This is a genomic window from Pseudomonas sp. (genome assembly GCF_030690725.1).
Taxonomy (GTDB): Bacteria; Pseudomonadota; Gammaproteobacteria; order Pseudomonadales; family Pseudomonadaceae; genus Aquipseudomonas.
This window is the reverse complement of sequence record NZ_JAUYGD010000066.1, coordinates 105,559-125,444: the sequence shown is the minus strand read 5'-3', so window position 1 is coordinate 125,444 and position 19,886 is coordinate 105,559. Positions and strand designations below refer to the sequence as shown.

At 61.1% G+C, this 19,886-nt stretch carries 21 protein-coding genes; 16 read left to right on the top strand and 5 right to left on the bottom strand.

Annotated elements, in window-relative coordinates:
- Positions 1 to 4 precede the first annotated feature (4 nt).
- Both Q8O69_RS16645 and Q8O69_RS16640 read right to left on the bottom strand, forming a co-directional pair.
- Positions 5 to 1,228 (bottom strand): CaiB/BaiF CoA-transferase family protein, encoded by a 1,224-nt coding sequence (locus Q8O69_RS16645; protein ID WP_305593337.1) that lies wholly within the window; start codon positions 1,226 to 1,228, stop codon positions 5 to 7.
- A 27-nt stretch (positions 1,229 to 1,255) separates the two neighbouring features.
- The gene (locus Q8O69_RS16640; RefSeq protein WP_160014009.1) at positions 1,256 to 2,434 is read right to left on the bottom strand and encodes an acyl-CoA dehydrogenase; all 1,179 of its coding nucleotides are present in this window, start codon (positions 2,432 to 2,434) and stop codon (positions 1,256 to 1,258) included.
- A 196-nt stretch (positions 2,435 to 2,630) separates the two neighbouring features.
- Between Q8O69_RS16640 and Q8O69_RS16635 the strand changes: the two genes are divergently transcribed.
- The 9 genes from Q8O69_RS16635 (at position 2,631) to Q8O69_RS16595 (ending at position 10,823) form a co-directional block, all read left to right on the top strand.
- Positions 2,631 to 3,539, top strand: a complete 909-nt coding sequence (locus Q8O69_RS16635) for a LysR family transcriptional regulator (RefSeq protein ID WP_305593336.1) — start codon at positions 2,631 to 2,633, stop codon at positions 3,537 to 3,539.
- A gap of 554 nt (positions 3,540 to 4,093) precedes the next feature.
- On the top strand, positions 4,094 to 5,215 hold the full coding sequence (locus Q8O69_RS16630) for a Re/Si-specific NAD(P)(+) transhydrogenase subunit alpha (protein ID WP_305593335.1): 1,122 nt from the start codon (positions 4,094 to 4,096) through the stop codon (positions 5,213 to 5,215).
- Between the two features lie 14 nt (positions 5,216 to 5,229).
- Positions 5,230 to 5,547: an NAD(P) transhydrogenase subunit alpha gene (locus tag Q8O69_RS16625; protein ID WP_090378897.1), complete on the top strand. Its 318-nt coding sequence runs from the start codon at positions 5,230 to 5,232 to the stop codon at positions 5,545 to 5,547.
- Entirely contained in the window at positions 5,547 to 6,983 is a 1,437-nt protein-coding gene (locus tag Q8O69_RS16620) for an NAD(P)(+) transhydrogenase (Re/Si-specific) subunit beta (protein WP_305593334.1), read from the top strand. Before Q8O69_RS16625 ends, Q8O69_RS16620 begins: the two co-directional genes overlap by 1 nt.
- Positions 6,984 to 7,364: 381 nt before the next feature.
- Positions 7,365 to 7,580: a DUF1127 domain-containing protein gene (locus tag Q8O69_RS16615; RefSeq protein ID WP_275959948.1), complete on the top strand. Its 216-nt coding sequence runs from the start codon at positions 7,365 to 7,367 to the stop codon at positions 7,578 to 7,580.
- Positions 7,581 to 7,845: 265 nt separating this feature from the next.
- Positions 7,846 to 8,052, top strand: coding sequence for a DUF1127 domain-containing protein (locus Q8O69_RS16610; RefSeq protein ID WP_305593333.1), 207 nt, complete (start codon positions 7,846 to 7,848; stop codon positions 8,050 to 8,052).
- A gap of 79 nt (positions 8,053 to 8,131) precedes the next feature.
- A complete protein-coding gene (locus Q8O69_RS16605; protein ID WP_305593332.1) occupies positions 8,132 to 8,449 on the top strand; it encodes a DUF2388 domain-containing protein in 318 nt (105 codons plus the stop codon).
- A 104-nt stretch (positions 8,450 to 8,553) separates the two neighbouring features.
- Complete coding sequence (locus Q8O69_RS16600) at positions 8,554 to 8,874, top strand: DUF2388 domain-containing protein (RefSeq protein WP_167146067.1); 321 nt, start codon at positions 8,554 to 8,556, stop codon at positions 8,872 to 8,874.
- A complete protein-coding gene (locus tag Q8O69_RS16595) occupies positions 8,871 to 10,823 on the top strand; it encodes a DUF4105 domain-containing protein (protein WP_305593331.1) in 1,953 nt (650 codons plus the stop codon). Before Q8O69_RS16600 ends, Q8O69_RS16595 begins: the two co-directional genes overlap by 4 nt.
- Positions 10,824 to 10,911: 88 nt before the next feature.
- On the opposite strand, the gene Q8O69_RS16590 is transcribed toward Q8O69_RS16595, so the two are convergent.
- A complete protein-coding gene (locus tag Q8O69_RS16590) occupies positions 10,912 to 11,316 on the bottom strand; it encodes a GFA family protein (protein ID WP_305593330.1) in 405 nt (134 codons plus the stop codon).
- 80 nt (positions 11,317 to 11,396) lie between these two features.
- On the opposite strand from Q8O69_RS16590, the gene Q8O69_RS16585 reads away from it, so the two are divergent.
- The 3 genes from Q8O69_RS16585 to Q8O69_RS16575 all read left to right on the top strand — a co-directional run bounded on the left by Q8O69_RS16585 (position 11,397) and on the right by Q8O69_RS16575 (position 14,338).
- Positions 11,397 to 12,335: an AEC family transporter gene (locus tag Q8O69_RS16585; protein ID WP_305593353.1), complete on the top strand. Its 939-nt coding sequence runs from the start codon at positions 11,397 to 11,399 to the stop codon at positions 12,333 to 12,335.
- A 94-nt stretch (positions 12,336 to 12,429) separates the two neighbouring features.
- Entirely contained in the window at positions 12,430 to 13,488 is a 1,059-nt protein-coding gene (locus Q8O69_RS16580) for a PA0069 family radical SAM protein (RefSeq protein ID WP_305593329.1), read from the top strand.
- A 121-nt stretch (positions 13,489 to 13,609) separates the two neighbouring features.
- The gene (locus Q8O69_RS16575; RefSeq protein ID WP_305593328.1) at positions 13,610 to 14,338 is read left to right on the top strand and encodes a carbonic anhydrase; all 729 of its coding nucleotides are present in this window, start codon (positions 13,610 to 13,612) and stop codon (positions 14,336 to 14,338) included.
- A 31-nt stretch (positions 14,339 to 14,369) separates the two neighbouring features.
- Here Q8O69_RS16575 and Q8O69_RS16570 read toward each other — a convergent pair whose 3' ends face one another.
- Complete coding sequence (locus Q8O69_RS16570) at positions 14,370 to 15,026, bottom strand: hypothetical protein (RefSeq protein ID WP_305593327.1); 657 nt, start codon at positions 15,024 to 15,026, stop codon at positions 14,370 to 14,372.
- A 361-nt stretch (positions 15,027 to 15,387) separates the two neighbouring features.
- Between Q8O69_RS16570 and coxB the strand changes: the two genes are divergently transcribed.
- The 4 genes from coxB to Q8O69_RS16550 are packed head-to-tail and all read left to right on the top strand — an operon-like array spanning position 15,388 to position 19,608.
- Positions 15,388 to 16,512, top strand: coding sequence for a cytochrome c oxidase subunit II (coxB, locus tag Q8O69_RS16565; RefSeq protein ID WP_305593326.1), 1,125 nt, complete (start codon positions 15,388 to 15,390; stop codon positions 16,510 to 16,512).
- Positions 16,513 to 16,516: 4 nt separating this feature from the next.
- A complete protein-coding gene (ctaD, locus tag Q8O69_RS16560) occupies positions 16,517 to 18,121 on the top strand; it encodes a cytochrome c oxidase subunit I (protein ID WP_305593325.1) in 1,605 nt (534 codons plus the stop codon).
- A gap of 11 nt (positions 18,122 to 18,132) precedes the next feature.
- Positions 18,133 to 18,699 (top strand): cytochrome c oxidase assembly protein, encoded by a 567-nt coding sequence (locus Q8O69_RS16555; RefSeq protein ID WP_305593324.1) that lies wholly within the window; start codon positions 18,133 to 18,135, stop codon positions 18,697 to 18,699.
- A gap of 12 nt (positions 18,700 to 18,711) precedes the next feature.
- Positions 18,712 to 19,608, top strand: coding sequence for a cytochrome c oxidase subunit 3 (locus Q8O69_RS16550; protein WP_305593323.1), 897 nt, complete (start codon positions 18,712 to 18,714; stop codon positions 19,606 to 19,608).
- A 5-nt stretch (positions 19,609 to 19,613) separates the two neighbouring features.
- On the opposite strand, the gene Q8O69_RS16545 is transcribed toward Q8O69_RS16550, so the two are convergent.
- Positions 19,614 to 19,817, bottom strand: coding sequence for a twin transmembrane helix small protein (locus Q8O69_RS16545; RefSeq protein ID WP_275959934.1), 204 nt, complete (start codon positions 19,815 to 19,817; stop codon positions 19,614 to 19,616).
- Positions 19,818 to 19,886 lie beyond the last annotated feature (69 nt).

Below are 19,886 nucleotides of genomic sequence, written 5' to 3'. Positions count from 1 at the left end.
CGCTCTACAACACCCCAGCCTCACGCAGCGCGGCGATCTGCTCGACGCTTAGGCCGAGGTGGCGGGTCAGTACCTGTTCGGTGTGTTCGCCGAGCAGTGGTGGTGCGTTGCGGTATTCCACCGGGGTCTCGGACAGGCGTAGCGGGCTGGCGACCTGGGGTGTTGTGCTGCCCAGGCTATTGGGCAGGTCGATACGCAGGCCGCGGGCTTTGACCTGTGGGTCGTTGAAGACCTGGGCCAGGTCGTTGATCGGCCCGCACGGCACGCCGGCGGCTTCCAGCAGCGTTACCCATTCGGCGGTGGTCTTGAATACCGTGGCCTGGCGCAGCAGTGGGATCAGCTCTGCGCGGTGGGCGACGCGTGCCTTGTTCGAAGAAAAACGCGGGTCATCGGCCAAAGCCGTAAGACCGGCAACCTCGCAAAGCTTGCGGAACTGCCCGTCGTTGCCCACGGCGATAATGAAGTTGCCATCGGCCGAGGGGAAATCCTGGTAGGGCACGATATTCGGGTGGGCGTTGCCCAGGCGCTTGGGCGCGACGCCAGTGTTCAGGTAGTTCATTGCCTGATTGGCCAGGCAGGCTACCTGCACGTCGAGCAGGGCCACGTCGATATGCTGGCCGAGGCCGGATTGCTCACGCTGGTTGAGTGCCGCCAGCACGCCGACCGTGGCGTACAGGCCGGTGAGAATATCGGTGAGGGCGACGCCGACCTTTATGGGGCCGGCGCCCTCCTCACCGTCGGGCTTGCCGGTCAGGCTCATCAGCCCGCCGAGCCCCTGGATCATAAAGTCATAACCTGCTCGCTTGGCGTAGGGCCCGTTTTGCCCGAAACCTGTGATGGAGCAGTAGATCAGCCGTGGGTTGATGGCTTTCAGTGAGGCGTAATCGAGACCGTAAGCCGCCAGGCCGCCGACCTTGAAGTTCTCCAGCAGCACGTCGCAGTTCTGTACCAGCTCACGCACCAGGCGCTGGCCTTCGGGCTGGGTGAAATCCAGCGTCACCGATTGCTTGTTGCGGTTGGCGCTCTGGAAATAAGCCGCCTCGCGCGAGTCATTCCCTTCGGCATCCTTCACATAAGGGGGGCCCCAGTGGCGGGTATCGTCGCCGCTGCCGGGGCGCTCGACCTTGATCACCTCGGCACCGAGGTCACCGAGAATCTGCCCGGCCCAGGGCCCTGCGAGTACGCGGGACAGATCGAGAACGCGGAGATGCGACAGTGCGCCGGGCATAGCGGAGATTCCTGCGTAGGGTGGGTGTTAGAAGAACGCCTGCAGGCCAGTCTGTGCGCGGCCGAGGATCAGCGCGTGGACGTCGTGGGTGCCTTCATAGGTGTTCACCACTTCCAGGTTGACCAGGTGGCGGGCCACGCCGTACTCGTCGCTGATGCCGTTGCCGCCGAGCATGTCGCGGGCCATGCGCGCGATATCCAGGGACTTGCCGCAGCTGTTGCGTTTCATCATCGAGGTGATTTCCACCGCAGCGGTGCCTTCGTCCTTCATCCGGCCGAGGCGCAGGCAGCCTTGCAGGGCCATGGTGATCTCGGTCTGCATATCGGCGAGTTTCTTCTGGATCAGCTGGGTTTGCGCCAGCGGGCGGCCGAACTGTTTGCGGTCGAGGGTGTACTGACGCGCGGTGTGCCAGCAGAACTCGGCCGCGCCCAGCGCGCCCCAGCTGATGCCGTAGCGGGCGGAGTTGAGGCAGGTGAACGGGCCTTTCAGGCCGCGCACGTCGGGGAAGGCGTTTTCTTCCGGGCAGAACACGTTGTCCATGACGATTTCGCCGGTGATCGAGGCACGCAGGCCAACCTTGCCGTGAATCGCCGGGGTGCTTAGGCCCTGCCAGCCTTTTTCCAGGACAAAGCCGCGAATCTCGCCGGCGTCATCCTTGGCCCAGACCACAAACACATCGGCAATCGGGCTGTTGGTGATCCACATCTTCGCGCCGGTCAGGCGGTAGCCGCCGTCGACCTTCTTCGCGCGGGTGATCATCGAACCTGGGTCGGAGCCGTGATCCGGCTCGGTGAGGCCGAAGCAGCCGATGTATTCGCCGCTGGCCAGTTTGGGCAGGTACTTCTGCTTGGTCGCTTCGTTGCCGAACTCGAAGATTGGCACCATCACCAGGGACGACTGCACGCTCATCATCGAGCGGTAGCCCGAATCGATGCGCTCTACTTCGCGGGCGATCAGGCCGTAGCACACGTAGTTCAGGCCGCTGCCGCCGTACTCGGCGGGGATGGTGGCGCCGAGCAGGCCGGTGTCGCCCATCTCGCGGAAGATTTTCGGGTCGGTCTGCTCGTGGCGGAAGGCTTCGAGTACGCGCGGGGCCAGCTTGTCGGCGGCGAACTGCTGGGCGCTGTCGCGCACCATGCGTTCTTCTTCGGTCAGTTGCTGGTCGAGCAGCAGCGGGTCGATCCAGTTGAAGCTTGCCTTGGCCATCGCGAAAACCTCGAAATCAGACAGTGATAGGGCGGGTATCTGCGCAACCGCGCTGCGCTCGCCGGTGAGTGGATTGATCCTAGGCGGCTTGTGGCAGGCAGGCAAACGAGTATTGCGCACGCAGTTGTGCGGATTGCTCACTTCGAGATAGCTTTGATCGGTCTATTTAATAGCTCTAAGTGAGAGTGACGCACAGATGCGCCGCAAGATCCCCAGCACCGCCGCCCTTATCGCTTTCGAGTCTGCTGCGCGGCATCAGAGTTTTACCAAGGCGGCGCAGGAGCTGAGCCTGACCCAGGGCGCGGTGTGCCGGCAGATTGCCGCGCTGGAGGCCTTCCTTAATATCGAGTTGTTCCGCCGTTCGCGGCGGGGCGTGGTGCTGACGGAGGCCGGGCAATCCTACGCGCGGCGAGTGGCCGGCCAGCTTGATGCGGTGGAGCGCGACACCCTGGCGGTGATGGGCCAGCAGGGCGCGATGAGCATTGAACTGGCGGTGGTGCCGACCTTCGGCACGCAATGGTTGCTACCGCGCCTGAAAGACTTTCAGCGGCTGCACCCGGAGATCACGGTCAACCTGACCAACCGCACGCGGCCCTTTCTGTTTGCCGATACCGAGTTCGATGCGGCGGTGTATTTCGGTGATGGCGACTGGTCCGGTACCCAGGCCCATCTGCTGATGGGCGAGAACCCGATGCCGGTATGCAGCCCGGCCTTGCTGGCCGAGCAGGCGCAGCTCAGTCCCGAGCAGATCGCCAGTCTGCCGCTGCTGCAGCAGACCACCCGGCCTTATGCATGGCGTCAGTGGTTCAATGCCCAGGGGCTGAACACCGCGCGGGATATGGCCGGGCCGCGTTATGAACTGTTCTCCATGCTGGCCCAGGCGGCCATGCACGAAATGGGCGTGGCGCTGATTCCGCCGTTTCTGATTCGCCGTGAGCTGGATGAAGGTCGCCTGGTGATTGCCGCGCCGCTCAGCCTGCCGACCGACAAGGCGTATTACCTGATGATCCCCGAGCGCAAGCTGGAGTCGGCGGCATTGTTGCTGCTGCGCGACTGGCTGGTGCGCGAGGCGCATGCCTATGCCCTGGCCCATGGCTTGAAATAGACAACAGCCTGTCGGGTTGTTGGCGCAAAAGGCCGTCAAAGCTTCGGCGGCAATTTGTCGGAAATTACTTTACCTCGCGAGACAGGCCGCCTAGAGTGCGCGCCGGAGTTATGTTGACCCCGTAGTCAGCTATCTGGATGGCTACACTTGCTCTGCGCTTGGTCGGTATTGGGTGTTGCATTTTTTGCACACAAACGCTGCTGCAGCCCAATGAAACGGCACTTTATCCCGTAATAGCTGGCGCCGCCGTTGATCTGATGGCGCTGTATTTGTCTCGGGAATGGATAAGCGCTGTTTTACCCCACCTAATGCGCTACAGGCCTTGCCCCAAAAGGGCTGCCATGAATTAGCTGCCTGTAAGGTCATGCAGTGACTTGTAGTTATCACAAGGTTTTACTTCATAACGCCTTGAAGGCTATGGCTATCGCCTGCAAAATGCCGCGCCCCGCCATTGTGCAACTGCAGCCTGAGCGGGTTTGTGCTGATCCTCCCCAATGCCCGCGTGCCATCCGCAGTGCGCCGGTTCACCAAAAAGATCACGCAGGAGAATTGAAGTGCACATCGGTGTTCCTCTCGAAACCCATGCTGGTGAGACGCGCGTTGCCGCAACTCCCGAAACCATCAAGAAGCTGATCGGCCAAGGCCATCAGGTGACTGTACAGACCGGTGCTGGCGTGAGCGCAAGCATTCCGGACAGCGCCTATGAAGCGGTTGGCGCGGCTATCGGTAACGATGCTGCTGCCTTTGGCGCCGATCTGGTGCTGAAAGTGGTCGCACCGACCGACGCTGAACTGGCGCACATGAAAGCCGGCGCAGTATTGGTGGGCATGCTCAACCCGTTCAGCAACGAGACCATCGCGCGCATCAATGCTCGCGGCGTGACCGCCTTCGCCCTGGAAGCTGCCCCACGCACTTCCCGCGCGCAGAGCCTGGACGTGCTCAGCTCGCAAGCCAACATCGCTGGCTACAAGGCCGTGTTGCTGGCTGCACACCACTACCCGCGCTTTATGCCGATGCTGATGACTGCTGCCGGTACCGTTAAGGCCGCGCGCATTCTGATTCTCGGCGCCGGTGTTGCCGGCCTTCAGGCTATCGCCACGGCCAAGCGCCTGGGTGCGGTGATCGAGGCCTCGGACGTGCGTCCGGCGGTGAAGGAGCAGATTGAGTCGCTCGGCGCCAAGTTCGTCGACGTACCGTTCGAGACCGATGAAGAGCGCGAATGCGCCCAGGGCGTGGGCGGCTATGCCCGTCCGATGCCAGCTTCGTGGATGGAGCGGCAGGCCAAGGCGGTGCATGAGCGCGCCAAGCAGGCTGATATCGTCATCACCACTGCGCTGATTCCGGGCCGCAAGGCACCGACCCTGCTGCATGCCGCCACCGTGGCGGAAATGAAGCCTGGCTCGGTGATCATCGACCTCGCTGCAGCGCAAGGCGGCAACTGCCCGCTGACCGTCGCTGAACAGGTGGTGGTGCAGCATGGCGTGACCATCGTCGGCCACAGCAACCTGGCGGCCCTGGTGCCGGCCGATGCTTCGGCGCTGTACGCACGCAACCTGCTGGACTTCCTCAAGCTGGTTATCGACAGCGAAGGCAAGTTCCACCTCAACCTTGAAGACGACATCGTCGCTGCGTGCCTGATGTGCCGTGACGGCAATGTCGTGCGCACTAACGGCTAAGGGGAGCACCGCTCATGGATATGATTTCCGACGGCATCTACAACCTGATCATCTTCGTGCTGGCCATTTACGTGGGCTACCACGTGGTGTGGAACGTGACTCCGGCCCTGCACACCCCGCTGATGGCGGTAACCAACGCGATTTCCGCAATCGTTATCGTCGGCGCCATGCTGGCCGCGGCGCTGACCGTGACCCCGCTGGGCAAGACCATGGGCACCCTGGCCGTGGCTCTGGCTGCGGTTAACGTGTTCGGTGGTTTCCTGGTAACCCGGCGCATGCTGGAAATGTTCAAGAAGAAAGCGCCGAAAGCCGCTGCAGTGGAGAAGCACTGATGAGCATGAATCTGATCACTGTTCTCTACCTCGTCGCCTCGATCTGCTTTATCCAGGCGCTTAAAGGTCTGTCGCACCCGACCACTTCGCGCCGCGGCAACCTGTTCGGCATGATCGGTATGGGCATCGCGGTGCTCACCACCGTCGGCCTGATCTACAAGCTCGGTGCTGAAATCGCCACTGCCGGCATCGGTTATGTGCTGGTTGGCCTGCTGGTCGGCGGTACAGCCGGTTCGATCATGGCCAAGCGCGTGGAAATGACCAAGATGCCGGAACTGGTCGCTTTCATGCACAGCATGATCGGCCTGGCTGCGGTGTTTATCGCCATTGCTGCAGTGGTCGAGCCGCAGTCGCTGGGTATCGTTGCTGCGCTGGGCGATGCGATTCCGGCCGGTAACCGTCTGGAGCTGTTCCTCGGTGCTGCCATCGGTGCCATCACCTTCTCCGGTTCGGTGATCGCCTTCGGCAAGCTCTCGGGCAAGTACAAGTTCCGTCTGTTCCAGGGCGCACCGGTACAGTTCAAGGGCCAACACTGGGTCAACCTGGCCATCGGCCTGGCGATTCTCGGTCTGGGTCTGGTGTACACCTTCACCGGCGACATCACTGCCTTCGCCATCCTGCTGGCCCTGGCTTTCGTGATCGGCGTGCTGATCATCATCCCGATTGGCGGCGCAGATATGCCGGTTGTGGTGTCGATGCTCAACAGCTACTCGGGCTGGGCGGCGGCCGGTATCGGCTTCTCGCTGAACAACTCGATGCTGATCATCGCCGGTTCCCTGGTCGGTTCGAGCGGTGCGATCCTCTCGTACATCATGTGCAAGGCAATGAACCGCTCGTTCTTCAACGTGATCCTCGGTGGTTTCGGTGGCGCGACTGAAGAAGCCGGCCCGGCAGGCGCCAAGGAAGCTCGCCCGGTTAAGTCCGGTTCGAGCGACGACGCGGCCTTCCTGCTGACCAACGCCGACACCGTGATCATCGTTCCGGGTTACGGCCTGGCGGTAGCCCGTGCTCAGCACGCGCTGATGGAGCTGGCTGAGAAGCTGACCCACCGTGGCGTGACCGTGAAGTACGCGATCCACCCGGTTGCCGGTCGTATGCCTGGCCATATGAACGTACTGCTGGCCGAAGCCGAAGTGCCTTACGAGCAAGTGTTCGAGATGGACGACATCAACTCCGAGTTCGGCCAGGCCGACGTGGTGCTGGTGCTCGGTGCCAACGACGTGGTCAACCCTGCCGCGAAGAACGATCCGAAGTCGCCGATCGCCGGCATGCCGATCCTCGAGGCCTACAAAGCCAAGACCGTGATCGTCAACAAGCGCTCGATGGCCAGCGGCTACGCCGGCCTGGACAACGAACTGTTCTACCTGGACAAGACCATGATGGTCTTCGGCGACGCCAAGAAAGTCATCGAAGATATGGTTAAAGCGGTCGACTAAACCTCACCGCTGCGTTGTAGAAAAAGCCCGGCTGAAGAGTCGGGCTTTTTTCTGTCTGCTCGATCAGGAAAGTGTTTTTGCCAAGGGAAAATCTGAAAAACAGGTCAGCTGTCACATAAGTGCAATTTGCAACTGTACCTATATAGATCCACTGAGTTTTAGTTGTCTATGTAGGGCTTTTCTCTGCTTTCGTATGGTTTTTAGGCTAAAGCACTTATGGCCAGTACAGTTGGATGCAAAACAGGCTAAACAGTTACAAAGCAAACTATCTATTTGTGCTGCAATTTCATCCAGCTGTGGCTACAGCGAAGCTGGGGCAACGGCAATAATTCTCCCATCGCAACACACCACTGACCCGCCACAAGCGGAAGGATGACCACCATGGAACGTACCCTCAGTTCCGACCTGTTTTTCGATCACAGCCAATCCACCGGCTCCAGCGCTCTGCCGCTGCGCATGCTGGCTTCTGTTCTGCAATGGCAGCGCCGCGTTGTTAGCCGCCGCCAGCTTGCTCGTCTGGACTCCCGTCTGCTCGCAGACGCCGGTATCAGCGAAGCACAGCGTCAAGCTGAACTGAGCAAGCCTTTCTGGCGTTAATTGCTGCCAGACACCGATTTCTGCTCCTCCCTTTATGGGATTTTTGAAAGCTCCAGCGCCCTGCGTGCTGGGGCTTTCTTTTTATGTGGCGGGAAAAGTGCCCAGGCAATGGCTTGGCTGTAACAGTCTGCTGTGCTGTTAAGCAGTACAGTTCTTTAAAAAAGCTAACTGCGCCATAACAATTCCTGTGCGCTGTCTCTGCATCTGCTGCTCCCGTCCGCGCACCATAGGCTGCCCTCTTCTGTCTTTGACAAGGAATTGCGCCATGGAACGCACGCTCAAACACCAGCCCTCGCAAAACACCCAGGTAAATCACCCACTCTGGTTACGTGTCTATGCAGCGCTGTGCAGCTGGCAGCGCAATGTGCGTACCCGCAGCCAGCTGGCGCGCCTCGATTGCCGCCAGTTGGCGGACGCAGGCATCACCGAGGCGCAGCGGCAGGCTGAACTGGCCAAGCCGTTCTGGCGCTGAGCCGCCTGGCAACCAACCCGTACAGTCAGGGTCTACACTGAACCCAGCCTGTCTGTTGGGCCTTTTCAGGAGTGTGGATATGAATGCGATAAAGACCTTGAGCCTTGCGGCATTACTGGCGCTGGCCGGCACGGCAAGCGCCACCAGCTTTGTGGTCACCACCGATGCGGTGGTCGGGGCGGTCGGGGCGACCTCGGAAGCGAGCTCCGATGTGTCCTCGTCCTTTACCGATGACAAGATCGTGCTGGCCGCGCGCGACGATGCTGCCGCCTTTGTTGCCAGCCAGGGCGACATCCGTGGGGTGCGCCTGGAGGCCGCTCTGCAGCATATTCGTCAGCAGGTGCCGACGCTGCAGGGCGATGATATGCAGTTGGCGACTGCCATCCTTAGCCTTTGAGCGCGCTCCGCCAGCGCTTGGCCAGAAGCGCTGGCGGAACTGTGTGGCACACTGCCCGTCTAAGCCAGTCCAACCGATGTGATGGCTGATTATTGGAGATGCATATGCGCCCTATCTTGCTCAGTGCCGTAGTTGCAGTTGTTCTGTTCAGTGCCACTGCACAGGCGCAAACCCTGGTGGCGACCAGCAATATCATCGTGCGTGCGTTGGATCGCACCTTCGATTTCACCTCGGATACCACCACCTCGGTGCGCGATTCGAAAGTCGTACTCGCGGCGCGTGACGATGCGGCCAGCTTCGTTGCCAGCCAAGGGCAGATCCGTGGCGCCCAGCTGGAAGCCGCCATCGGCACCATCCGCAGCCAAGTGCCTGAGGCGCAAGGCGCTTCTGACCTGGTATTGGCCGAAGCCATCCTGGCACTGTGAGTTGGCCGCGTGCCTGGCTGTTCGGGCTGGCGTTACTGGCCAGCACCTGCAGTCAGGCCGAGTTGCGCCTGCAGCTAGCGGGCGCCGAACTCAGCCCTGCTGAGCGTCAGGCCAGCCAGCAACTGTTGCAAGACGCGCTGGCCGCCTTGCCGCCACAGCTTAAACAGCAACTCGACCGCCGCGTCAGCGTGCGCTGGCGCAACCTGCCTGCGCAGGTGTATGGCCGCGCCGGGCGCTTTAGCGGTATTGAATTGAATGCCGCATTGCTGCCGGCATTGAGCGATGGCAGCAGCGCCACCACCCTAACCAATCGCCCCCATGGCACTGTGCGCCGTGAACTACTGGCGACCGTGCTACATGAAATTACCCATCTATATGATCGCGCCCAGCTCTGGCCGCAGGCGGACAGGCAGCTGCAACGCCAGTGTCGCCAGCGTGAACAAAGCTCAGGAGTCGTTGGCCTGCCGGACCGCTGCCGTGGCCAGACGGCGCGGCGCTTTACCCTGAGTGATGATCCGCTGCTGCTCGATCTGGCTGGCTGGCCGCAGCAGGTCGGCCGGCGTGGCGCGCGTGAGCAGGACAATCATCAGGTCGCGCGCAGCCCGGATAGCTACGAGCTGAGCAACCCGCGCGAGTTTCTCGCCGTGAACATGGAGTACTTCCTTCTCGACCCCAGCTACGCCTGTCGTCGGCCCTCGGTGGCGCGTTACCTGAGTGCGCATTTCGCCTGGACGCCGACGAATCAGCAGCCCTGTGCCGAAGGCTTGGCCTACCTGAATGCTGGGCGCGATTTTGCGCGTCAGCCGCTGGGTAGCATCGACCCGCAGCGCGTCTATCAGGTGGATTACCTGTTGGCCGAAGCCAACGACGCGCTGGCCAGCCGTTGGGGCCACAGCATGCTGCGTTTGGTCATCTGCGCGCCTGGGCGGCCGCTGGGGCCGGACTGTCGGCTGGATCTGCAGGAACATCTGGTGCTGTCCTACCGCGCCTTTGTCGGCGATGTGCAGTTATCCAGCTGGGATGGCCTGACCGGGGTTTATCCGTCGCGGCTGTTCGTACTGCCGCTGGCCCAGGTAATCGAGGAATACACCAAGGTTGAGCTGCGCAGCCTGGCGTCGGTGCCGCTCAAGCTGGATCGCACGCAGCTGGAACAACTGGTGACCCGCGCCGCCGAGCAGCACTGGAGCTACGACGGCGACTACTGGTTTATCTCCAACAACTGCGCCGTGGAAGCCCTCAAGCTGCTGCGCAGCGGCAGCCAGCACCCGAGCCTGCATGCGCTCGACAGCATCATGCCCAACGGCCTGCTCGATTCCCTGGTGGCCCGCGATCTGGCCGACCGCAGCGTGCTGGACGATTCCGCCGAAGCCCTGCGCCTGGGTTATCGCTTTGATTCGTTTCGTGACCGTTACCAGGCCATGTTCAGCGTGTTGCAGGCGCAGCTGCCGATTGAGCAGACGCAGGTCGAGGACTGGCTGATGCAGCCAGCCGAGAAGCGCCAACCCTGGTTCGCCCGCGCCGATCTGCGCACCAGCGCAGCCCTGCTGCTGCTCGAACAAGCTGCACTGCGCCGGCAATTGCTATTGGCCCAGGATGAACTTAAGCGTCGTTATCTAAGCGGCCGTGATGGCGTTGATCCCACGCTGAACAAGGCTGGCGGCGCACTGCAGCAGATCCTCGCCAACAGCGGTTTTCTCAGTCGCCCGGCCGAGTTGCTCGAAGGCGGCTACGGCCTACCACAGCGCGCTGAATGGCAGCGTCTGGAAAGCGAAAGCCAGGCGCGTCAGCAGCAACTGCGCCAGCTCAGCGACAACCTCGATCAGGAAGTGCGCACCCTGCTGGAGCCGGCGCGCCTGGCCGAACTGCAGGCCACTGAAGCCAACCTGACAAAACTGGGCAAGCATCTGCGCGCGCTGCATAAGGCGGGTGGCGGCTTGATGTTGCCGTAGCCCGGATAAAATCCGGGGGAAAGATTGCGCCGCCACCATCGCTTTCCGCATTGCATTCGGGCTACCGGAGCACAAAGCCTTGCGCGCCCTAGGGGATATGTTCCTGCTGCTCTTGCGGCAAATGCTCGTCCAGGTGCAACCAAGGCAGGCGGCTTTGCACCCAGATATGCCGATCCGCTGGGGCCAATTCAGGCTGGTCGAGGGTGGCGATGGTGATATCCAGGCTGTGCGGGCTGAGTGTGGTGAACAGCGTCAGGTGCGCGCCGCAGGTGGGGCAGAAACTGCGCGTACAACTGGACGACGAGGCGTATTCGCGCGCGGTGCCGGCCAGCCAGCGAAAGCTCGCCAGCGGCACGCTGATCCAGGTGGTGACGATACCGCCGGTGCTGCGCCGGCAGATCGTGCAATGGCAGTGCGCGATGTCGCGCAGCGGCGCCGCAAACTCATAGCGCAAGGCCCCGCAGTGGCAACCGCCTTGATGGATAGCGGACATAAGAGATTCTCGTCGTAACGGTCAGGTAAAGCAGCCTAATCCCGACATCGACCTTGCGTCACCCCACGGGGCTGCTCAAGATGGCGGCTTGCCTGTGGCTGGAGGTTGCCGTGCTGGAGTTGTTGTTGGCCTTGTGGCCATTGTTCGCTTTGATTGTCGCCGGGTATTACCTGCGCTGCTGGGCGTTCCCCAATGAGGCGTTCTGGCCGGGTGCCGAGCGCCTCAATTACTTCATTCTGTTCCCCGCGTTGTTGTTCAGCAGTCTGGCGACGGCGCCGCTGGATAACCCGGCATTACCGCGTCTGGGGTTGGCCGTGTTGCTGGCGCTGGGTATCGCCTGGTTGGCGCTGTTGCTGGTGCGACGCGTGCGGGGTTGGCCGGCGGGGCGTTTTGGCGCGTTCAGCCAGGGCATTCTGCGCTTCAATACCTACCTCGGCCTGGCCGCCGTCGGCAGCCTATTTGGCCAGGAAGGCCTGACCCTGGCGGCCATCATGCTCGCCCTGATGGTGCCGACGGTAAATGTGCTGTCGGTCTGGTCGCTGACCGCAGAGCGAGGCGTCAGTGCGCGCAGCCTGTTGCTGCCGATTCTGAAGAACCCGCTGATTCTTGCCTGCCTCGGCGGTGCCCTGGTCAACCTCAGCGGTCTTGGCCTGCCGGGTGGCAGTGATCGCCTGCTTAGCTTGTTGGCCGCAGCCAGTCTGCCGCTGGGTTTGCTCTGTGTCGGTGCAGCGCTGAAACCCGAGCAGCTGGGCGGTGAAGTGCCGGCGCTGCTTAGCAATAGCCTGCTGCGCCTGCTGGCCATGCCAGTGTTGGCTTGGGTGGTGGCCTATGGTCTGCAGTTGCCAGCGATGGAAAGCACGGTGCTGGTGCTGTTCTTTGCCCTGCCAACCGCGCCGACGGCTTACGTACTGACTCGTCAGCTGGGCGGCGACAGCCAGTTGATGGCCGGCATCATCACCCTGCAAACCCTGCTGGCGGCAGCCAGTTTGCCGTTGTTGTTGCTGCTGGTGGCGGGCTGATTAAGGTGCTGTGTAAGGTGATCGGCTGACGACTGGGGGTTGGTGATGCACATAAATTACTGTGCTTATATACAGTAATTTATGGAGCCAGCCCATGTCCGTTTCTCTGCCGCCGCGCGGTCGCGGTACCGCCAGTAACCCGCATAACCGCTTTGCCCCGCAGCGCATTATCGCCAGCGATGACGGCTGGTTTCAGGAAGTGCCGCCCAGCCGGGCGACTGAGGTGCGTAGCGAAACCGCAAAAAGCATCATCACCCGCAACCAGTCGCCGGACTTGCCGTTTGATCGTTCGATCAACCCCTATCGTGGCTGCGAACACGGCTGCATCTACTGTTATGCCAGGCCCAGCCACGCCTATTGGGATCTGTCGCCGGGGCTGGATTTTGAAACCAAGCTGATCGCCAAGACCAATGCCGTGGCGCTGCTCGAACAGCAGCTGAGCAAGCCCGGCTATGTCTGCGCACCGATCAATCTGGGTTCCAACACCGATCCTTATCAACCGATTGAGCGTCAGCATCTGTTGACGCGCAACAGTCTCAAGGTGCTGCTCGACTACCGTCACCCGGTCACCATCGTCACCAAGGGTTCGCTGATTCTGCGTGACCTCGATCTGCTCACTGAGCTGGCACAACAGCGCCTGGTGGCGGTGATGATCAGCCTGACCACCCTGGATGATGAGCTCAAACGCATCATGGAACCGCGCGCCGCTGCGCCGGCAGCGCGCCTACGGGCAATCCGCGTGCTGCGTGAAAACCGTATTCCGGTTGGTGTGCTGTGCTCGCCCATGATTCCGATGATCAACGATATGGAGCTGGAGCACTTGCTGGCAGCGGCTAAAGAGGCCGGCGCACAGAGTGCCAATTACATGTTGCTGCGCCTGCCGCGCGAAGTTGCGCCACTGTTCGAGGAATGGTTGCAGGCGCATTACCCGCAGCGCGCCGAGCATGTGCTTAGCCTGATCCGTCAGAGCCGTGGCGGGGCGCTGTATGACAGCAGTTTTGGTAAGCGTTTTAGCGGTGAAGGGGCCTTTGCTGAATTGCTCGCGCAGCGGTTTGCCCTGGCCAGCAAGCGCCTGGGCCTGAATCGACGCGAGGCGTTCAACCTGGACTGCACAGGCTTCTGTCCGCCGGGTGGCCAGCTGGCGCTGCTCTAACAGCCTCGCAAGGTTGACGGTTGCCGTCAGGGCCTGCGGCAGTAACACTTGGTATGTGACTCGCTAGCGGCCTTGGCTGTCGTTTTAGCAGGGTTTATTCAGGTTCATAGAGGCCGCAAACATGCCATACAAGCATCAGTTGATCCCGCTGCAGGGGCGCGCAGGTACTGAGAGTGCCGAGGAAGCCCTACAAAGCATCGTTGGTGGTTTCAAACGCTTTCGCAGCGAGATTTTTCCGCAGCAGGAAGAGTTGTTCAAGAAACTTGCCACCGCGCAGAATCCGCGCGCGATGTTTATCACCTGCGCCGACTCGCGAGTGGTGCCTGAGCTGATCACCCAAAGCTCGCCGGGCGACCTGTTCGTCAATCGCAACGTTGGCAACGTGGTGCCGGCCTACGGGCAGATGATGGGTGGGGTGTCCACCGCTATCGAGTACGCGGTGCTGGCGTTGGGCGTGCAGCACATCATCGTCTGCGGCCACTCCGACTGCGGTGCGATGAAGGCAGTGCTGGCCCCCGAAACTCTGGACAGCATGCCGACTGTGAAGGCCTGGCTGCGCCACAGCGAAGTGGCGCTCAAGGTGGTCGAGGCGAACTGCGGCTGTGAAGGCCATGACAGGCTGGGTATTCTCACCGAGGAGAACGTGGTGGCCCAGCTCAATCACCTGTGTACCCACCCGTCGGTGGCGGCGCGGGTGGCCTGCGGCCAGCTGTTTATCCACGGCTGGGTGTATGACATCGAAACCAGCGATATCAAGGCCTACGACGCGGAGAAGGGCGAGTTCCGCCTGATCGGCGACGGCCCGTTGCCGATGGCTACGCCACGCGCGCGCTACCTGCCGAGCAGCTAGCCGGCAACCGCGCGCGGGTTGCCAAGGTCGGTTAGCCCGCCGCGCGGGTTTCATCCAGCTGCAGCTCAACCCCGAGCTGCCGCGATAGGCACGGCCAGCGCTGCCAGGCAGCGTCGGTCTGCGGGTTGTGCAGGCGTTCGCGGTAGGCCTGCACCGAGTCCTGGGCAAAGCTGGCTTCGTCGAGCATGCCGTCGACGGCATGGTGCACGGCCTCATCCAGCTGATTGGCAAAGGCTTCGCCGATCAGCTGGTGGGCGATCAGGTTGGCCACCGTGGTATCCAGCGGAATCAACGGCGCACCCAGGTGAGTGATGTAGCGATCATTCACTTCTTCGACCAAACGATGGGCCAGATAGGCTTCATCGAGCAACCCTTCCAGCCCTTCATGGCCGGCCATCAGCGCGGGCGGCTGCAGAAAAAACTGTTCGGCAACCTTGAGCACCGGTTTTATATGCGCCTCGATTCCCGCTTCCTGAGAAACCTGATGGGCTGCTTGCAACAGCTCTGGCACCTGCTCGATATAGGCGCTGACAAAACGCTGCAGCACGCCTTGAGTGTCTTCGTTGGGTAGGCGGATGGACGGGTGCAGTTGCCCCAGGTGGGCCTGCATTTGACTGGCCAGGTGACCCGTACTGGCTTCGTGTTGGTGCGCACGCTGGATCAGTGCGTGCAAAGCGGCGATGTTCATGACTGCTCCTGAAATGAGGACATGGGCGAGAACCTTAGCTGGCTGAGCGCATCGGCTAAGACCCGATTGTCATAATTATTAAACAGTTATGCGAGTCGGCTATATGCCGCACTTGCCGCCCCTGCCTATCCCGCGCCAGCCGCGGTCTCTAGCGCGTGCCTTGCAGTCTGTTGCTCATTTCGGCTTTCGCATTGCCAGGTGCAAGTCCGTGTCTATACTCGAATTCGAAAGGCAGTACCTGATAACTCCGAATCGGCTGCGGCATGGACGGTCTTCGCAGGCATTTTCACCGTGAAATGTGCGAAGACTTAGCCACTGAGCGGTTCGGCGGGATAACAAGAAAAATTAAGGGGAACCCGCAATGATGCGACATCCACGAGTCTGGATGGGCCTCCTGTTGTGGTTGGTATTCAGCTCGGCGCACGCCAGCTGGGGCTTCAATATGACGCCCGGTGCCACCGAGGTCAGCCGCTCAGTATTTGACTTGCATATGACCATCTTCTGGATCTGCGTCGTGATCGGCGTGATCGTGTTCGGCGCGATGTTCTGGTCGATGCTCGTTCACCGTCGCTCCACCGGCCAGGAGCCGGCGCACTTCCATGAAAGCACCACGGTCGAGATCCTCTGGACGGTTGTGCCGTTGGTGATTCTGGTGCTGATGGCGATACCGGCGACCAAGACCCTGATCGAGATATACGACTCCAGCGAATCCGAGCTGGATATTCAGGTCACGGGCTATCAATGGAAATGGCACTACAAATACCTGGGTGAAGACGTCGAGTTCTTCAGCAACCTGACCACGCCCAAGGATCAGATCAACAACAAGGCCACCAAGGGCGAGCACTACCTGCTTGAGGTCGATGAGCCGCTGGTGGTGCCGGTCGGCACCAAAGTGCGTTTCCTGATCACCGCCGCCGATGTAATCCACTCCTGGTGGGTGCCGGCCCTGGCGGTGAAGAAAGACGCCATCCCCGGCTTTATCAATGAATCCTGGACGCGCATCGACGAGCCCGGCATCTACCGTGGCCAGTGCACCGAGCTGTGCGGTAAGGACCACGGCTTTATGCCCGTGGTGGTCGAGGCCAAGTCGAAAGAGGACTACGCCGCCTGGCTGGCCGAGCGCAAGGTGGCTGCGGCCGCTGAACGTGAGCTGACCAGTAAAGAGTGGACCATGGACGAGCTGATGGCCCGTGGCGAGAAGTCCTACCAGACCAACTGCGCATCCTGTCACCAGCCAAACGGTGAAGGCCTGCCGCCGATGTTCCCGGCGTTGAAAGGCTCGGCCATCGCCAAGGGTGAGGCCAAAGGGCATATCGGCATCGTGGTCAACGGCAAGCCGGGCACCTCGATGGCGGCCTTTGGTAAGCAACTCTCGGAAGTCGATATCGCCGCGATCATCACCTATGAACGCAATGCCTGGGGCAATGCGGTAGGCGACATGGTCACGCCGAAAGACATCCTCGCGTTCAAACAGGCTCAGGAGTAAGGACATGAGTGCAGTGATCGATCCGGGCCACGCTGGCCACGGTCATGTCGGACATGACCATCATCACGGCCCGGCCAAAGGCCTGATGCGTTGGGTGTTGACCACCAACCACAAAGACATCGGCACCATGTACCTGTGGTTCAGCTTCGCCATGTTCCTGCTGGGCGGCAGCATGGCTATGGTGATTCGCGCCGAGCTGTTCCAGCCGGGCCTGCAGATCGTGCAGCCGGAATTCTTCAACCAGATGACCACCATGCACGGCCTGATCATGGTCTTCGGCGCGGTCATGCCAGCCTTCGTCGGCCTGGCCAACTGGATGATTCCGCTGATGGTCGGCGCGCCGGATATGGCCTTGCCGCGGATGAACAACTTCAGCTTCTGGCTGCTGCCAGCAGCGTTCGGCATGTTGATCAGCACATTGTTTATGGAGGGTGGCGGACCGAACTTCGGTTGGACCTTCTATGCGCCGCTATCGACCACCTACGCGCCGGAATCGGTGACTTTCTTTATCTTCGCCGTGCACCTGATGGGTATCAGTTCGATCATGGGCGCGATCAACGTGGTCGCCACCATCCTCAACCTGCGCGCGCCCGGCATGACCCTGATGAAGATGCCGCTGTTCGTCTGGACCTGGCTGATCACTGCCTTCCTGCTGATCGCGGTGATGCCGGTACTGGCCGGCTGCGTAACCATGATGCTGATGGACATCCACTTCGGCACCAGCTTCTTCAGTGCCGCTGGTGGCGGTGACCCAGTGCTGTTCCAGCACGTGTTCTGGTTCTTCGGTCACCCCGAGGTGTACATCATGATCCTGCCGGCATTCGGCGCGGTCAGTGCAATCATCCCGGCTTTCGCCCGCAAGCCGCTGTTTGGCTACACCTCGATGGTCTATGCCACGGCGAGCATTGCCTTTCTGTCGTTTATCGTCTGGGCGCACCACATGTTTACCGTCGGCATCCCGCTGACCGGTGAGCTGTTCTTTATGTACGCCACCATGCTGATCGCCGTGCCGACCGGGGTGAAGGTGTTCAACTGGGCCAGCACCATGTGGCGCGGCTCGATGACCTTCGAAACGCCGATGCTGTTCTCCGTGGCCTTCGTCATCCTGTTTACCATTGGCGGCTTCTCCGGGTTGATGCTGGCCATCGCCCCGGCGGACTTCCAGTACCACGACACCTACTTCGTGGTGGCGCATTTCCACTACGTGCTGGTGCCGGGGGCAATCTTCGGCATCTTTGCCTCGGCCTATTACTGGCTGCCGAAGTGGACTGGGCACATGTATGACGAGACCCTGGGCAAGCTGCATTTCTGGATGAGCTTTGTCGGTATGAACCTGGCGTTCTTCCCGATGCACTTTGTCGGCCTGGCCGGCATGCCGCGGCGTATTCCGGACTACAACATGATGTTCGCCAACTTCAACATGGTGTCGAGCATCGGCGCCTTTATGTTTGGCGCCACCCAGTTGCTGTTCCTGTTTATCGTCATCAAGTGCATCCGTGGCGGCAAGCCCGCCGCGGCCAAGCCTTGGGACGGTGCCGAAGGCTTGGAGTGGACGGTGCCATCGCCTGCGCCGTATCACACCTTCACCACGCCACCTGAAGTGAAATAGGGAGCCGGCCGATGAGCGAAGCCCTGTCGACCCGCCGCCTGGTTACCCGCCTGTTACTGGTGGTGGTCGGCATGTTTGGCTTCGGCTTCGCCCTGGTGCCGATCTATGACGTGATGTGCCAGGCCTTCGGCATCAACGGCAAAACCGCCGGTGCCTATGAGGCCGGGCTGCAAAGCACGGATGAGTCGCGTCAGGTGCGGGTGCAGTTTCTCGCCACCAACTCAGCCGAGATGGTCTGGGAATTTCGTCCGCTGGCCGATGAGCTGACGGTTCATCCCGGTCAGAGCACCGAGATGGTCTATGTGGCCTACAACCCCACGGACAAACCGATGAGCGCCCAGGCGATCCCCAGCGTGGCGCCGTCCAAAGCGGCTGCCTACTTTCACAAGACCGAATGCTTCTGCTTTACCCAGCAGGTACTGCAACCCGGTGAGCGCATCGAAATGCCGGTGCGCTTTATCGTCGACAGAGACTTGCCCAAGGACGTGAAGCACCTGACCTTGGGCTACACCCTGTTCGATATCACCGCGCGCAAACCGCCGGTGGCACAAGCGACCCTTACCCGGGCGACTCCATAAGGAGAACAATAAATGTCGAGTCACGAAAGTCACGAAAGCTATTACGTTCCGGCCCAGAGCAAGTGGCCGATCATCGCCACCCTGGGCATGCTGTTTTCGGTGTACGGCGTGGGTACCTGGTTCAACGATCTGAAGGCTGATCGCGCCGACTCCAACGGCCCGCTGATCTTCTTTATCGGCGGCCTGTTTCTCGCCTATATGCTGTTCGGCTGGTTCGGCAATGTGATCAAGGAAAGCCGCTCCGGCATGTACAGCCCGCAGATGGACCGCTCGTTCCGCTGGGGCATGAGCTGGTTCATCTTCTCCGAGGTGATGTTCTTCGCTGCGTTCTTCGGTGTGCTGTTCTACGTGCGCACCTGGGCGGGCCCTTGGCTCGGCGGCGAAGGCGACAAAGGGGTGAGCAACATGCTCTGGCCGGGCTTCGAATACACCTGGCCGCTGCTCAATACACCTGATCCGAAGCTCTATCCGGCACCGAGCGGCACCATCAGCGCTTGGGGGTTGCCGCTGATCAACACCATCTTGCTGGTGACCTCCAGCTTCACCCTGACCTTCGCCCACCACGCGCTGCGCAAGAACCACCGCAAACCGCTGACCCTGTGGCTGGCGCTGACGGTGATTCTCGGCATCGCCTTTCTGGTGCTGCAGGTCGAGGAATATATCCACGCCTACACCGAGCTGGGTCTGACCCTGGGTTCGGGCATCTACGGCGCGACCTTCTTTATGCTCACCGGCTTTCACGGTGCCCACGTGACTCTGGGGGCGCTGATGCTGAGCATCATGCTGATTCGGGTGATTCGTGGGCATTTCAGCCCAGAGCAGCATTTTGGCTTCGAGGCGGCGGCCTGGTATTGGCACTTTGTCGATGTGGTGTGGATCGGTCTGTTCGTCTTCGTTTATGTGATCTGACGCGGCTACCAGGTGACCTGCGAGACCAGTTGGCCGCTATAGAAACCCCAGGCAATAAGGGCAACGGTCAGCGCTGTAAGGGTCACGCGCACAGTCAGCGCGTTGACCACCCGGGAGGTTTTACCTTCGTCCTTGACCAGAAAGAACAGGCCACTGAATAGGCTGACCAGAGTAGCCAGTAGTAACAGGACGATCGCGGCTTTGAGCATGCGTGACTCCCAAGCGGAACTTCGGGGGAAGGGAAATGCGCTTCAGCTGCAGTATAGCCAGCTTGTACA

Coding starts and splice junctions, on each gene's coding strand:
- Q8O69_RS16585 (WP_305593353.1), top strand. CDS start 11,397: ATGGCGGCTTGCCTGTGGCTGGAGGTTGCCGTGCTGGAGTTGTTGTTG.
- Q8O69_RS16545 (WP_275959934.1), bottom strand. CDS start 19,817: ATGCTCAAAGCCGCGATCGTCCTGTTACTACTGGCTACTCTGGTCAGC.
- ctaD (WP_305593325.1), top strand. CDS start 16,517: ATGAGTGCAGTGATCGATCCGGGCCACGCTGGCCACGGTCATGTCGGA.
- Q8O69_RS16625 (WP_090378897.1), top strand. CDS start 5,230: ATGGATATGATTTCCGACGGCATCTACAACCTGATCATCTTCGTGCTG.
- Q8O69_RS16580 (WP_305593329.1), top strand. CDS start 12,430: ATGTCCGTTTCTCTGCCGCCGCGCGGTCGCGGTACCGCCAGTAACCCG.
- Q8O69_RS16605 (WP_305593332.1), top strand. CDS start 8,132: ATGAATGCGATAAAGACCTTGAGCCTTGCGGCATTACTGGCGCTGGCC.
- Q8O69_RS16600 (WP_167146067.1), top strand. CDS start 8,554: ATGCGCCCTATCTTGCTCAGTGCCGTAGTTGCAGTTGTTCTGTTCAGT.
- Q8O69_RS16610 (WP_305593333.1), top strand. CDS start 7,846: ATGGAACGCACGCTCAAACACCAGCCCTCGCAAAACACCCAGGTAAAT.
- coxB (WP_305593326.1), top strand. CDS start 15,388: ATGATGCGACATCCACGAGTCTGGATGGGCCTCCTGTTGTGGTTGGTA.
- Q8O69_RS16555 (WP_305593324.1), top strand. CDS start 18,133: ATGAGCGAAGCCCTGTCGACCCGCCGCCTGGTTACCCGCCTGTTACTG.
- Q8O69_RS16620 (WP_305593334.1), top strand. CDS start 5,547: ATGAGCATGAATCTGATCACTGTTCTCTACCTCGTCGCCTCGATCTGC.
- Q8O69_RS16550 (WP_305593323.1), top strand. CDS start 18,712: ATGTCGAGTCACGAAAGTCACGAAAGCTATTACGTTCCGGCCCAGAGC.
- Q8O69_RS16645 (WP_305593337.1), bottom strand. CDS start 1,228: ATGCCCGGCGCACTGTCGCATCTCCGCGTTCTCGATCTGTCCCGCGTA.
- Q8O69_RS16590 (WP_305593330.1), bottom strand. CDS start 11,316: ATGTCCGCTATCCATCAAGGCGGTTGCCACTGCGGGGCCTTGCGCTAT.
- Q8O69_RS16640 (WP_160014009.1), bottom strand. CDS start 2,434: ATGGCCAAGGCAAGCTTCAACTGGATCGACCCGCTGCTGCTCGACCAG.
- Q8O69_RS16635 (WP_305593336.1), top strand. CDS start 2,631: ATGCGCCGCAAGATCCCCAGCACCGCCGCCCTTATCGCTTTCGAGTCT.
- Q8O69_RS16615 (WP_275959948.1), top strand. CDS start 7,365: ATGGAACGTACCCTCAGTTCCGACCTGTTTTTCGATCACAGCCAATCC.
- Q8O69_RS16575 (WP_305593328.1), top strand. CDS start 13,610: ATGCCATACAAGCATCAGTTGATCCCGCTGCAGGGGCGCGCAGGTACT.
- Q8O69_RS16570 (WP_305593327.1), bottom strand. CDS start 15,026: ATGAACATCGCCGCTTTGCACGCACTGATCCAGCGTGCGCACCAACAC.